Raw genomic sequence first — 13808 nt, 5'->3', positions numbered from 1 at the left:
AGGCTACCTTGTAAACATAAAACTTTCGCCAATGTTCCGTAACTTGTCTTGGGATCCAGGAATCACTTCTAACACTGGATCCGGCAGACAAGCTGCGAGACGTAGGCATAAAGGGAAGCGGAATTTTTGTGTGCTTCTTACTTTTCATTTGGCCTACCTATGGCTTACTCTAACTATCATCTACAGTGCATTTTAACCATTGCCTATTTTTTGCTTTCATCACCTATACAGCATTCTAAATACTATCTACGTTCCGCGACTTATTCGCAAAATCCAGAGGATTTTAATCATAGAGAGCATTCATCATTCACAAGATGTAAGCAATCAACCCAGGTTATCTTTTCTCTAATGTAATAGGTTGTTGTTGGCCTGCAATAATAACTTTATTAGGATGGTCGTGTAGAATACTTGCTGCGATTAAAAATTCACCATCTGTTGATAAAGGGCAATAATCAATAACTTCTCCTACTTCGCGCTGAGCTGATTCATCAAAGAGTTTATCCCCGGCATTGAAGGGTTGCTCAATTTTAATTGTAAAAACTGCTAAGTGATGTTTGAGTTTAGCTCGATAATGAGTACGCGCAATAATTTCTTGTCCTTTATAACATCCCTTATTAAAATTGATATAGCCTTGATTATGAAGCTCAAGGCGATGAGGTAAGAATAAACCACGCGTATTAGGATAAATCTCTACTTTTGCTTGTTTGATTCGTAGATAATGCCAAGCCAATGAGCCACAAAATTGTTGATTACTTATAAATGGCGCTGTTAAGGCATCTTGATTAGCTATAGAGCTAATAATTATAAAATGCGATCCGTCAATACAATAACAATAACCATTCTCATTTATAGATAAACCATATTTTTCGGTGGGTAAGTGAGTTTTAGGTAGTAATTTGTCATGCTTGTTACCTAAATAAAAACCATATACTTTATAGTTATTCTTAATACTTAATTGCACGCGCGATAACATAGCCACTTTACTCAAACTTGTTTGTGTATCTGCAATGAGATCGGTGGGTAAAATGAGCTGGTAAGTTGTAGATTTAACAATATCCAGTAATGCTTGGATGCGTCCTTTTAAATTACATAATGCGCCTTGACGCATAGTAGTATGGTTTATATCCCGCACATCACAAGTTAATTGTCCTTGTAAAAAAGATTCAGCTTGGTTGCCTTCAATACTTAATATTGCTAAATAGGATAAATCAAAAAGATAATTTTTATTACTATTTAAAATAAGTTCCTGATTGATATTTTGAAACGTGTTATAGACGCGTGTATTGATGACGTAAGACTCTTGGTTCATATTTATATTAACCTTAATTGCGATGAGTACAAATTTTAGTGTAATATCGCCTTTTTTGACAATTAAAACACAATGATTGATCAAACTCGAAAAGCGAAAATAAAGTGGCACTGCCGTCGTGGAATGCTAGAGCTTGATTTACTACTTAACCAATTTATTGAACAATCATTAGATAAACTACAAGATAATCAAGTCAGTGTATTTGAGCAGCTACTTAATACATCTGACCCGGAATTATACTGTTGGTTAATGGGTAGTGAAAAACCAGCTGATAAGGAGATGTTAGCCATTGTTGAACTTATCCAGATGCATAATCGAGTTAAATAAGTCGACGTCTTACCTGCGCCTTACTTGTGTAATCTATAGTTTTGCAGCTTATATGTTAGTTAATAGTCGCCTAGGATGGACTATTAACATTTGTTTAATATTATGCTTAGTTTTAAATTTTATTTCTGTTTACAATAATCCCATCCCTTATAAACATTTTAAAAAATTAATCTTTCTAAAAGATGAGTGGATTTTAGCTGGTAATTCTGGTTTGGAGCTTAAATATGAAAAAATGCGCATTATTCTAGATTGTGGCCTTTTCTTTTTAATGGAATTACGTAGCAATGCAACACGTAAAGTAATAGTTATTTTTGCAGACCAACTTTCACATGATAAAAAACGTCTTTTAAGATTAATTGAAAAGGTACACTAAAATTAATAATTAAGAGTGTGATTATATTAATTTCAATTAATTTTGAATTCAGCTTAATCTGGCAATCATAAATAATAACAAATATATTTAAAACTTTTTAAGTATAAATAAACCTACACAATATAAATACAAAAAGACCATCAACCTATCTAAAGAAGTATGCTAGAATGCAGCAAAATAGATTATAAGAATGAAAATTATGTTGCAAAGTGATCGCCTCATAAGTGCTACCGCTGGTCAAGAAGATGCTATTGAGCGAGCTATTCGTCCTTTAAGTCTTGAAGATTATATTGGGCAAGATGCGGTTCGCCAACAAATGCGCATTTTTATTGATGCTGCCAAAAATAGGCAAGACGCCCTTGATCATGTATTGGTTTTTGGGCCGCCGGGACTGGGAAAAACAACATTAGCAGGGATTATTGCTCATGAGCTTGGGGTCAATTTAAAACAAACCTCCGGCCCTGTGTTGGAACGTGCTGGCGATATTGCTGCACTTCTTACTAATCTTGAAGAAAATGATGTTCTTTTCATTGACGAAATTCATCGTTTAAACCCAGTCATTGAAGAAGTACTTTACCCAGCGATGGAAGATTATAAATTAGATATTATGATTGGTGAGGGTCCATCAGCTCGTTCTATTAAACTTGAATTACCACCTTTTACTTTAATTGGAGCTACGACTCGGGCAGGGTCCTTAACTTCACCTTTGCGCGATCGCTTTGGCATTGTACAACGTTTAGAATTTTATTCCGTAGATGCCCTCACAAAAATTGTAGCTCGCTCAGCTCGTTTATTGAAAGTTTCAACAGATGAAGAAGGCGCACGTGAAATTGCAATACGTTCGCGAGGAACGCCTCGAATTGCTAATCGCCTTTTAAGACGAGTACGGGATTATGCTGAAGTATGCGGTAAAGGTATCATAACCTTAGAAATAGCAAAACTTGCTTTACAAATGTTAGAGGTTGATCAACATGGTTTTGATATTATGGATAGAAAATTATTAATGGCCGTAATTGAACGATTTGCAGGGGGGCCTGTAGGTGTTGAGAGTATTGCTGCCGCTATTGGTGAAGAAAAAGGAACGATTGAAGATGTTATTGAACCTTATCTTATTCAACAAGGTTTTCTGATGCGTACGGCACGAGGTAGAGTAGCCTCTGAGTTAGCCTATCAGCATTTGGGAATAGTATCGCCCACTCATGAGCCCGTTGATGAATCTTAAAGAAACTTATCAAACTAACTTTCGCGTCTACATCGAAGATACCGATGCTATGGGTATTGTTTATCATGCTAATTATCTTCGCTTTTTTGAGCGTGCACGTTCAGAAATGTTAAGGCAGGCTGGTTTACCTTTAACTAAGCTCGCAATGCTTGATTATTATTTTTCAATTTCAGATATTAAATTGCATTACTATTACCCTGCGCGCTTAGATGATGTATTATCTATCAGCACTTTTATTAGCGATAAAACGAGCTGTAGTTTGTTGTTTGAACAAACAATGGAAGCTAAAGAAAAGTTGCTCTGCCAGGGCACTATTAAAGTTGTATGTATAAATAAGGAAATGAAACCAAAGCGTTTACCAGATAACTTAGCTAACGTTTTAAATTAATTTTAACATACCTAATTATTGGAGGAATAAAAACATGGGTAGCCATGCCAGTGTTTTGGGTTATTTTGTACAAGCAGGTATTGTTGTAAAACTTGTAATGTTGATTTTACTTGTTGCATCAATTTTTTCATGGACACTTATATTACAACGAGCTTGGTATTTTAGTCGTAAACGACGCGAATATAACGATTTTACTAAGCGGTTTTGGGAAAGCACAGATTTAAGTAAGTTATACAGTGACATCGATAGTAGCCCCCGCGAAAAACATGGATTAGCCTCAATTTTTCATGCAGGCTTTAAAGAGTATATTCGGATTAGAAAACATGGTGCTGTCATACTTGAACCTATTCAGCGCGTAATGCAAATTAATCATACTAAAGAAGCCAATAAACTTGAGCGCCACCTCCCTTATTTTGCCTCAGTAGGATCTATTGCACCTTATATTGGTTTATTTGGAACAGTTTGGGGAATAATGACGTCATTGCAAGCATTAGGCCAAGCTCAACAGGCAACGATTGGCATGGTAGCGCCTGGTATTTCAGAAGCTTTAGTAGCAACAGCATTAGGCTTATTTACCGCCATTCCTGCTGTGATTGCTTATAATCGTTATTCAACTCGGGCAAATCATTTATTAAATCAGTACGATTTATTTCAAGATGAATTAGTTGCTTTAATTGAACAGCAAACTGCAGTGCCAGTTAGAGGGTAATATGTTAAGAAAAAAGCGAACTAGTATACGTCCAGTAGCTGAAATAAATGTGGTGCCTTATATTGATGTTATGCTTGTTTTATTAGTTATCTTTATGATTACCGCACCTCTACTTACACAAGGCGTGACGGTTGACTTACCTAAAGCTGCCAGTGAGTCCTTAGCATCTGGCGACCGAGAGCCTATTATTGTATCTGTGAATCAGCAAGGTGATTATTTTCTAAATATTCATAGCCAGCCTAATAATCCTATTGAACCACATGCTCTTATGGTACGCGTTGCTGCTGAATTAGAATTAGCAAAACAAACACACCAGGCTCTAAACGTCCTTGTTAAAGGTGATCAAGGTGTTTCTTATGGTAAAGTTGTTGCTGCTATGGGATTACTTAAACAAGCAGGAGCAGAGCAGGTTGGCTTATTAACAGATTCTGCAAATGTAACACAGGAGTATCAGGGATGATTGATAATAGTTATCGTAAATCATTTTTTATTGCTCTTTTTTTACATCTTGTTTTAGGTATTTTACTATTCACTGAATCGATGAGCAGTAGACCTGTTTTAGTTAAAGAAACTGAAAATAAGCCAGGCCAGATAATAACTGCAGAGGTAGCAGATCAGCCTAAGCCTGAGATTGTAAAAGCAGTAAGTGTTGACAGTAAAGAAGTCATGGACACGGTAAATCACTTAAAAGAAGAGCGAGTTAAACAACAAAAAGCGGAGCAAGATCGTCAACTTGAATTAAAAAAACAAGCTGAAGCTGCTCGTAAGGCACGTTTGCAAGAGCAACAGCGGTTAGCTAAATTAAAGGAAGAGGCTGCTAAATTAGCTTTAGCTAAAAAGAAAGCAATAGAAGAAGAGCAAAAACGTTTAAAACAATTGGCGTTACAAAGAGAGCAAGAAACGAAGCGTTTAGAGGACCTCAAAAATAAACAGAAGCAATTAGAGCAGAAACAGCGCCAAGAGGCAGAAAAGCTTGCATTGCTTAAACAAGAGGAACAAATAAATTTAGCTCGTGCAGAGCAAGAAAAAAAAGAAAAAGAAGAGCTTGAGAAGGAAGCAAAAGCGCAAGCAGAGCGATATCGTGCAGAACAAGCAGCTAAAGAGGCTGCAGACAAAGCAAAGATTGCAGGCGAGGTTAATAAATATAAGGCGATGATTATTAATGCCATTAGCCAGCAATGGATTCTGCCTGAAAATGTAAATGATAATTTATCCAGTCAATTTAGGATTCGTTTGGCTCCTAGTGGAGAGGTTTTGGAAGTAAGTTTAATACGCAGTAGTGGTGATCCAATACTTGATCGCTCAGCACAAACAGCTATTTATAAAGCATCACCATTACCTGTGCCAACTGACCCAACCACTTTTGATTTATTCCGCGATATTAGTTTAACCGTAAGACCTGAAAATGTTAGGGGGTAGGTAAATGCTTAAGAAAGTTATAGCACTACTATTTATTGTGTTTGCAAAATCTTTGTTTGCATTGGATTTGGAACTAACACAAGGTGTTAATTCCGCTTTACCAATTGCTATTAATTCGTTTGGTTATGATAGTGTAAGTCAAGAATTAACTAATGTAATTAATAATGACTTACGTTTTTCGGGTCGCTTTAAACTAGTTACGCTACCCAGTAATTCAGCTGAAGATGTGTCATTTAATGTATGGCGTCAGGCAGGGGCAGATAGCTTATTAACAGGCCATGTTATAAAAACTGGATTTAATCATTATGAAGTTAGTTTCAAGCTCATTGATGCGGTAGCACAAGGCCGCGTATTGTTAACGCAAAGCTTTCAAGTGGGCGCTAAAGAGATGCGTTCATTAGCTCACCATATTAGTGACTTAGTGTATGAGAAACTAACTGGTGAAAAAGGTGTTTTTTCTACTCGCATTGCCTATGTACTGGTACAAAGACAAGGCGGACGTTCTAGATATTTCCTTGAAGTGGCAGATGTTGATGGCCATAATCCGCAAAGTTTACTTGTATCAACAGCGCCGCTTATGTCACCTTCATGGTCTCCTGATGGTCGTCAGATTGCCTATGTTTCTTTTGAAAAGAAAAAAGCCCAAGTTTTTATCGTCAATGTTGCTACTGGACGAAGAACATTAGTCACTGATTTTATGGGTATAAATGGCGCTCCATCTTGGTCGCCTGATGGACGACAACTTGCTGTAGTGCTTTCTAAAGGGGGTAGCCCTAAAATATATAGCGTTGATTTAAGCAATGGTAGTTTAAAACAATTAACGTTTGGGGAATCTATCGACACTGAACCCAGGTTTGCGCCTGATAATCGTTCTTTACTCTTTACTTCTGGACGTGGGGGCTCACCGCAAATTTATAAGTTATCACTTGCTGATGGTAATATCAGTCGGGTAACTTATGAAGGTAATTATAATGCGCGCGCATCTTATACGCCTGATCAAAAACATATTGTTATGTTGCATCGCGATGATACGAGTCGCTTTACCATTGCCGTACAGGAAATTGGTAAAAATTATATAAATCAATTAACCTTTTCGCCGGTAGCTGAGTCACCTTCTGTTTCACCAAATGGTCGACTCATTTTATATGCAACTCGCTATCAGGATAAAGGTATATTAGGGATGGTTTCAATTGATGGCCGCGTTAAAGTACGTCTTCCTACTCGGGAAGGAGATGTACAAGAACCCGCATGGTCGCCATATTTAGGATAAATGATGAAAAAAAAAGTTTCCGTAATAGGTTTAGGGATAAGTTTAGGATTTAGTGTAAGTACGTTTGCTTGGAATAGTACAGGTCATCGTATTGTTGCTCAAATTGCTTACGATCAATTAACGCCGCAGGCAAAACAAATTTATAATTCATATAACCATGCACTTGATGAAGTGTATGGTCCTAAATCACTTGTTAGCGCCGCACCTTGGCTAGATCGTTTACGCTATCGAAATGAACTGTGGCTGCAGCCATTACATTATGTTGATATTCCTTATTCAATTGATAAAACGCCTATTGCTGAGCCTGATAAAATTAATGCTATATTTGCTATCAATGAAGCCACTGCTATTTTAAAAAATAAAACAACCACTACTTATGATAAGGGTTTCAGTTTGCGTGTTTTGTTACATGTAATTGGGGATATTCATCAACCAATGCATGCAGTTAGTTTATTTAGTAAAGCTTACCCTAACGGGGACCAGGGCGGAAATTTGATTATGTTAGCATCTAATTCGGTAGCTAATAATTTACATGCCTTTTGGGATAATGGTGGTGGATATTTAAAGAAGCAATCTACTTATCAGGAAATAGTAAAAAAAGCTCGTAATTTAGAAAAGCGCTGGCCTTGCGAAACAAATGTTGAAGTATTAAACCCAAGCCAGTGGGCTGAAGAATCACATCAGTTAGCAGTTGAGTTGGCTTATTTAGTAAAGAATGGCGATAAACCATCTAAGGCATACCAGCATTCTGTCAAAACGACAGTTAAGCAACGGTTAGCTACAGCGGGGTGCCGACTTGGAAATTTATTAAATAAACTTGCTAAAAATTAACATATTCATCTATTTTTATTGATTTTTGCAAAAAAAATGCTCACAATTGTCGCGTTTTAATTGAAGAACAATTAAATTTTTGTGAGCTTTACTATGCCTTATACAAATGTAACAGATAGTCCCCTTAATCAATTACTTTCATCAATAGAAGAGCGACTTAAATTAGCCAAAAATAATAAAGAGTTTAAAGCAGATAAAACAGAATTGGCAAAAGAAACGGCTAGCCAAATTAATAAATTGTTAAAGCTAATCGATCAATTGCGTAGTGTTATGGGTATTTACAATCAAGGTAGTGGGCCTGGTTTAACTGACATACTGGTAATTCCAAAACTGATAAGTTTAAAAAGTTCAACTAAAGATTACACAAGTCCAACTTATAAGTTATATCGTTTTCTTAAAAAGAATTTAGCTAATATCATTCAAATAGCTGTAGCACAGAGTTTACGAGAAATTCCACAGAATGAACAGGATTTAGCAGGAACGATAAATGAATTAAAGATACAAATAAAAGCAAATCTTTTAAAAAATACAACTGTACAAAGCTTTGGTGTCGAAACAATCATTGAAGATTTATTGAAAAACATTAATTTTCCTTTTCTTACGTTAAACTATATTAGAAATAAAAATAATCTTATAAGTGATATTACTCAGACATTCTTAAAAAATTTTAAACACCTATATTTAAATTCCTTATTACAACGCTATGCTTTTCAAATTAAACATCCCATTATGTTTGATATTGTGGCTGATGTATCTCAATTATTATCGACTGTTCCTAAAGATGATCTTCAAAAGTTAGTTTCTTTTTTAAATCCTATGGCAATTGAGGATACTTCAAAATTACTAGGCAAACTCATTATTCATCAAGGCAATTTTGTATTTAAAGACGGTGAGACGAAAGAATTGCTTGATATTAATGGATTGTACAAACAATACGCCCCACAAAGCTACCAGTTAATTGATATAACAATTGCAAATTATTTTAGCGACTTTGCTGAGACGCCAAAAGTAAAAAGTGAAAAAGCAAAGGCTGAGTTGATTCAGGAAACGATTAGCTATTTAGTTCAAGACTTTAAAACAAAGCTAAGTGAGATAACCTTACAGATAAGGGGCTTGACAGTTGACGGACCTATCCAGTCTGAAAATCCAAAAAAATCTTTATTTAACTTGGTTGATAAATTTAGGCAATTAGAGAAACTTGATTTACTTGCACATGAGCATTTAATTCAATCTAAAAATGATTTAATTACTAGGTTGAAGTCAAAAACACTTTTAAGCGAAGTAACTAAAGAATCTCAAGGCCAACTAGCTTCTTTATTTGTCAAGTATCAAAGACTTGGTTTTGCTGCGCTTTCTATGCAGCCAGAACTATTAACAACTAAGTTTGTTAATACAGGTTCTATAACACATTTAACAACCGTTAAAGAGTATATCGATAATATTTTTAAATCTTTTCAAACTGAAATTGAACAACCACTTAACCAAACTCAAAAAGAAATAGTTGCACAAATGAATGAACTATGGCGTAAGTGGATAGAGGAAGAAAGACAAGAGCATCTTAAGGCAACGACCGCGATAAGTGCTTCCTGTAAAGAAATAAAAACACAAGCAGAGCAGATTAGATTTGAAATAGGCATTTTACCTGATCCTTTAGAATTGAAACTAGACTATGTTGCTAAAAAATTTATTGAGTTAGATAGTAAAAACCAGGTGGTTCAAACTTTACATCAGGAATTAGATTTACAAGAAAGAAATTTAAAAGAGCATAGTGTGAATGCAACGATATCAGAAGATCTAGTTGCTCTATTCGGTACGAAAATCCAAAAAGAGTTTCAGCAGTTATATGAAGCAGAACACGATCAGTTAGTTAAAATAAAGGCTGTCATTAAGCAAATTGAAAAAACACTAATAGAACAAGATAGCATGTTAAAGCAGCTAGATGAAAAATTGCAATTTGAAAGAAAAATGAGTGAAGGTAATGTCAATGAACTTAGGGATATATTGGAAAATAAACTGCACTCCCTAAATGAGTTACATAAAAATTTTAAACCCGGAAACTTACTAAAAAAACAAGAAGAACTTAAATCGCCTCAAATAATAAAACCAAAAGACAGGATAAATAGTTTACAAAAGAGAGTTGGTGACAACATACTCGATTTCAAAGAAAGCCTGGCTGATTTCTCTAAATCTTTAGCTATCCTTGCTAAGAATATTACCATAGAAAAGAGAGGTGAAGTTATTGAGGTTTTAGAGCAATTAGCTGACACAGATCGCTTAGCCGTCATAAAATATATTGAAACACTAGAGCAAATTTATGAAGATGATATTAAAAATGAAGGACTAACTGAGTTAGACAAAATTGCCACGTGGATAGATACAAAACTGATTCCATCCGCTAAAAGGGATCTACCTCTCAGTCAAATCGGAGGTTTATTTGCAGAAACGAAAGCATTTAATAACCCGCACATAAAAAAATTATTTTTTGATATTGTTTGCCCAGATGTAGAAGTTAACGACCCTAATCATTGGAAGGAATTTTATCAGCGCCTTAAAAAAATATTTAATCCTTCAATTTTTCAAAGTGAATCGACAAAGGTAAATAACGCATTAAAGTTAGAGCGACTAAAAAAATTAGCGGCAGATACCCATAAGATTTTATCAATAGTCAATCCTGTAAAAGAAATAATTAGTAAATTAAAAAATATTGATAAAGAAATTACGGAGGATAATGTAAATATTGCTACTCTACAGCAAGAATTACAATTCCAGGAAGAAATTAAGGTTGTAGAAAAAAAAGAAAAAGAATTATTTACTTTACAGCAGGAAATTCAAATTTTAGATAAGTTAATTACTTTATCTGAAGAAATACAACTTTTGGGAAGTGAAATTAATGATTTAAAAAATAAATTAGATGACTCACCCGATTTAATCGAAAATCTTAAAAGCAAGCAAGCTGCAGTTGAAGGTTTTCAAGTAAGTTTAAAAGTTATAAGTAAAGAATTACAAGAATTAAATTTATTATTAAAATTAGTGGATTCTAAAAGCTATCAAGCCAAATTTAAGCAACTAAATAATCTTTGTTTAGTACTACAAAATAATTTAACTGAGCTTCAGAATTTTTATCATAAAAAAATAGTTAACTTATTTGATACAGAAATTAATAAAGTACAGATTGCGAAAGATAACTTTAATCAATTGGTAAAAATATATCAGCAAAATTCAGAACCCAATTTTGCTGGTTTTAATACGCTACTAAATAAGCTTAAGGATATAGAAAAAGCGGTAAGAAAAATTGACGAACAAATGAAACCTATAAAATTTTCTTTACAAGAAAAACTAGATGCAATAACCGCTGATTCTACTGAATTAACTATGTCTTTAGTAAAAAAATTACAAAACCAAATTCAAAGTTTAATTAATCAAGCTAAAGAAAACAGCGATCGAGTGACTATTAATATTATCGATGTGCATAGAGAAGATATTAATGAAAATTATAGACAAGACCTAGAGAAAGCCAACTTATTCATTAAAAGAGCTAGCTCTGAAATAACGAAATTAAAAACCTTTTTATCAGAAGATAAATTAGCTGTAAGGCAAGAAATACTTAGAAGTATTGAAGATACTGAACAAAGCAGTAATAGAGTTAAAAATGAATTAGCTATTAAAGAAGGTTGTACGTTTAGCGCGCTAAGCCGTATTGCAACACGTATGATATTAGCTAGTCACTTTAAACAAGAGTTAGATGATTATCTGGTAAATCGTACAAAAAAATTTAGTGTCAAAGACACATTGCTTTGGCATGATAGTCAAGCTCGGATGTTATTTATTAATGGTTCTCCAACAAAAGAAGGGTTAAAAAACGCTTTAGACAACTACGTTAACGATGGTAATAGCCAAAAATTAATAAAATTTATTAATACTAATAAATCAAACTTTCCTGGCCAACACTTACAGCCTTTATTGAATCGATTAATATTAGCTGTTAGAGATTACGACAAAACATTGCCTATCGATTACAGTGACGATTTTAGTTCAGAAATTTATGCACCCGCTGTTAATCTTAGGAATGCTAGCTCTGTCTTAAAGAGATTGTTTAATAATAATGAAACAAAAGACTTGGCTTTAGGAATAAAAAGTTTATATACCAACATTGAAGGCATGCATAAGTATGGTATCGATATAAATGATGCCGAGTATCTTAAAGGCAACAAAATTAACCCAGGTCAAACTGCTTTAGACTTAGCATCCCGTTTAAAAAATAGTTTAGATGAATTTATGGTGAAAAACGAAGATGAACTGATAAAAGGGGGAATAGTTCGTAAACAGTTACTTCTTTCTTTTCATGAACAATTTAAAACACTTTTACACAGTGAAGATGATAAGTTAAGTAAACATAGGGAAGCATGGAAACCAATAGTGGCCAATACGGCATTAAATATTTTTAGTCTTATTAAACTTACTGTAAGTAAAATAAAAACTCATCAAGCTACATTTTTCTTCCAGCAAACTAAACGTATGCAAAAAGTTGATGCTGTAGAGCATGCATTGGATAGTGTGGTGCAAAACAATTTAAGCTTAAAAGTATTTTAAGTAAGATAAGGTGGTCGCTCACCACCTAAATATGTCAACTTAAAAATGCTGCTCACAACCTAAATGCATGGGGTTGAAATTGTTACTCACCGCCTATGTGCCTCAGCTTGTCCGAGGCGTCTAGAAAATGCCTGCATGCTAATAAATCTCTAATTCATTGATAAAGACAATCTTAAGATTAATGATTGCATGTTGTTATAGTTGGTTTCCTATGTAATTAAAGTCAGTAACACGATATTTTTCTTATGGAGTCCAAACTCAATAACAAGGAACCGCAATGAAATCATTCTATGTTTATATCATGGCAAGTAGGCGTAATGGTACCTTATATACTGGATCAACATCAGAGCTTATTAAACGTATCTGGGAACATAAATAACTGGTAACTAGGCTTCACAGCCAAATATAATGTACATATATTAGTTTATTATGAAGTACATGAATCTTATGTGGTGGCAGCCAGACGTGAAAAACGCTTAAAACTGGCCTAGACAATGGAAATTAAATTTGATCGAAGAATTAAATCCTGCCTGGGAAGATTTATATGATAAAATTTGTTCTTAATTGAATGTTTCTCTGGATGCCTCGGACAAGCCGAGGCACGCAGGTCGTGAAGGCAAAGTAATAATATGCACGTTTTAGAAACAGTTTTGGTTGAATTAGGAGACAATTGAACTGGAGAGTTTAATGTTAAATGAAATCAGGCCATTTACGATATTATTTTTTATCATTCTCTATTTAACTATATTTCTAAGCTTATACATATTACAAAAATTTATCCAGATTCATCCAGAATATTCAAGAAAATTTATTCATATACTTTGTGGTTTAACTTGCCTTACTTATCCCATTTTATTTAATAGTATTTTATCTGTTATCATAATTATGGGTTTAACTATTGTATTTTTTTTAATATTGCGTCTGCCTTATTTTAAACAAACTTTTAATTCAGTTTTTAATTTAAGACACTTATCTTTAGGCGAAATCTATTTTCCAATCAGTATCATTTTACTTTTCTATTTAGCTAAAGATAATTATTTACTCTTTGCTATTCCTATTTTAATTCTTTCTCTTGCTGATGCTGCGGCAAGCATTATTGGTGTTAAATATCACCGCATTCAATATTCGTTCTTTAAAAGTAAAAAATCTTTAGAGGGATCAGTAGCTTTTCTGATAGTAAGCTTCTTTTGTATTGCTGTTCCCTTTTTTTTAGTTAACTCTACATTCCTTTTAATTGATTCATTGTTACTTGCAATTTTTCTTACGCTTCTAGAGGGTGCTTGTAGCAAAGGTTTTGATAACATATTCTTACCACTTTGTGCTTATTTATTACTACACTATTTTTTTATCTAACAAAATATAAAATAACG

12 protein-coding genes and 1 pseudogene are annotated in these 13808 nt (G+C 34.1%); 12 read left to right on the top strand and 1 reads right to left on the bottom strand.

Going from position 1 to position 13808, the window contains the following annotated elements; translation table 11 throughout:
• Positions 1-334 precede the first annotated feature (334 nt).
• Complete coding sequence (gene ygfZ / locus DYH30_RS08990) at positions 335-1309, bottom strand: CAF17-like 4Fe-4S cluster assembly/insertion protein YgfZ (RefSeq protein WP_115331340.1); 975 nt, start codon at positions 1307-1309, stop codon at positions 335-337.
• A gap of 75 nt (positions 1310-1384) precedes the next feature.
• On the opposite strand from ygfZ, the gene DYH30_RS08985 reads away from it, so the two are divergent.
• The 12 genes and pseudogenes from DYH30_RS08985 (at position 1385) to DYH30_RS08930 (ending at position 13791) form a co-directional block, all read left to right on the top strand.
• The gene (locus tag DYH30_RS08985; protein ID WP_174233277.1) at positions 1385-1636 is read left to right on the top strand and encodes a succinate dehydrogenase assembly factor 2; all 252 of its coding nucleotides are present in this window, start codon (positions 1385-1387) and stop codon (positions 1634-1636) included.
• A 52-nt stretch (positions 1637-1688) separates the two neighbouring features.
• Positions 1689-2009 (top strand): hypothetical protein, encoded by a 321-nt coding sequence (locus tag DYH30_RS08980; RefSeq protein WP_115331338.1) that lies wholly within the window; start codon positions 1689-1691, stop codon positions 2007-2009.
• 199 nt (positions 2010-2208) lie between these two features.
• Positions 2209-3231: a Holliday junction branch migration DNA helicase RuvB gene (ruvB, locus tag DYH30_RS08975; protein WP_115332540.1), complete on the top strand. Its 1023-nt coding sequence runs from the start codon at positions 2209-2211 to the stop codon at positions 3229-3231.
• Positions 3221-3619: a tol-pal system-associated acyl-CoA thioesterase gene (gene ybgC / locus DYH30_RS08970; protein WP_115331337.1), complete on the top strand. Its 399-nt coding sequence runs from the start codon at positions 3221-3223 to the stop codon at positions 3617-3619. The genes ruvB and ybgC overlap by 11 nt, the downstream gene beginning before the upstream one ends.
• A 34-nt stretch (positions 3620-3653) precedes the next feature.
• Positions 3654-4328, top strand: a complete 675-nt coding sequence (tolQ, locus tag DYH30_RS08965; RefSeq protein ID WP_115331336.1) for a protein TolQ — start codon at positions 3654-3656, stop codon at positions 4326-4328.
• A 1-nt stretch (position 4329) separates the two neighbouring features.
• Positions 4330-4788: a protein TolR gene (gene tolR, locus DYH30_RS08960; protein ID WP_115331335.1), complete on the top strand. Its 459-nt coding sequence runs from the start codon at positions 4330-4332 to the stop codon at positions 4786-4788.
• A complete protein-coding gene (gene tolA, locus DYH30_RS08955; RefSeq protein ID WP_115331334.1) occupies positions 4785-5747 on the top strand; it encodes a cell envelope integrity protein TolA in 963 nt (320 codons plus the stop codon). The genes tolR and tolA overlap by 4 nt, the downstream gene beginning before the upstream one ends.
• Positions 5748-5751: 4 nt before the next feature.
• On the top strand, positions 5752-7017 hold the full coding sequence (tolB, locus tag DYH30_RS08950) for a Tol-Pal system beta propeller repeat protein TolB (RefSeq protein ID WP_115331333.1): 1266 nt from the start codon (positions 5752-5754) through the stop codon (positions 7015-7017).
• A 3-nt stretch (positions 7018-7020) separates the two neighbouring features.
• Positions 7021-7848 (top strand): S1/P1 nuclease, encoded by an 828-nt coding sequence (locus DYH30_RS08945; protein ID WP_160116183.1) that lies wholly within the window; start codon positions 7021-7023, stop codon positions 7846-7848.
• Between the two features lie 93 nt (positions 7849-7941).
• Positions 7942-12438, top strand: coding sequence for a coiled-coil domain-containing protein (locus DYH30_RS08940; RefSeq protein ID WP_115331331.1), 4497 nt, complete (start codon positions 7942-7944; stop codon positions 12436-12438).
• Between the two features lie 277 nt (positions 12439-12715).
• Positions 12716-13002, top strand: a pseudogene (locus tag DYH30_RS08935) (GIY-YIG nuclease family protein).
• A 123-nt stretch (positions 13003-13125) separates the two neighbouring features.
• Positions 13126-13791 carry a diacylglycerol/polyprenol kinase family protein gene (locus DYH30_RS08930; protein ID WP_115331330.1) on the top strand — a complete coding sequence of 222 codons (666 nt, stop codon included), beginning with the start codon at positions 13126-13128 and terminating at the stop codon, positions 13789-13791.
• The last annotated feature ends 17 nt before the right edge of the window (positions 13792-13808 follow it).

The sequence above is a fragment of the Legionella busanensis genome, from assembly GCF_900461525.1.
Taxonomy (GTDB): Bacteria; Pseudomonadota; Gammaproteobacteria; order Legionellales; family Legionellaceae; genus Legionella_C; species Legionella_C busanensis.
Note: the sequence above shows the minus strand (reverse complement) of the source record. Positions and strands in the feature narration are given on the sequence as shown.

What these genes read in the sequence shown, in the direction of transcription:
- ygfZ (WP_115331340.1), bottom strand. Translation starts at nt 1,309, where the DNA reads ATGAACCAAGAGTCTTACGTCATCAATACACGCGTCTATAACACGTTT.
- DYH30_RS08980 (WP_115331338.1), top strand. Translation starts at nt 1,689, where the DNA reads ATGTTAGTTAATAGTCGCCTAGGATGGACTATTAACATTTGTTTAATA.
- ruvB (WP_115332540.1), top strand. Translation starts at nt 2,209, where the DNA reads ATGTTGCAAAGTGATCGCCTCATAAGTGCTACCGCTGGTCAAGAAGAT.
- ybgC (WP_115331337.1), top strand. Translation starts at nt 3,221, where the DNA reads ATGAATCTTAAAGAAACTTATCAAACTAACTTTCGCGTCTACATCGAA.
- tolQ (WP_115331336.1), top strand. Translation starts at nt 3,654, where the DNA reads ATGGGTAGCCATGCCAGTGTTTTGGGTTATTTTGTACAAGCAGGTATT.
- tolR (WP_115331335.1), top strand. Translation starts at nt 4,330, where the DNA reads ATGTTAAGAAAAAAGCGAACTAGTATACGTCCAGTAGCTGAAATAAAT.
- tolA (WP_115331334.1), top strand. Translation starts at nt 4,785, where the DNA reads ATGATTGATAATAGTTATCGTAAATCATTTTTTATTGCTCTTTTTTTA.
- tolB (WP_115331333.1), top strand. Translation starts at nt 5,752, where the DNA reads ATGCTTAAGAAAGTTATAGCACTACTATTTATTGTGTTTGCAAAATCT.
- DYH30_RS08945 (WP_160116183.1), top strand. Translation starts at nt 7,021, where the DNA reads ATGAAAAAAAAAGTTTCCGTAATAGGTTTAGGGATAAGTTTAGGATTT.
- DYH30_RS08940 (WP_115331331.1), top strand. Translation starts at nt 7,942, where the DNA reads ATGCCTTATACAAATGTAACAGATAGTCCCCTTAATCAATTACTTTCA.
- DYH30_RS08930 (WP_115331330.1), top strand. Translation starts at nt 13,126, where the DNA reads ATGTTAAATGAAATCAGGCCATTTACGATATTATTTTTTATCATTCTC.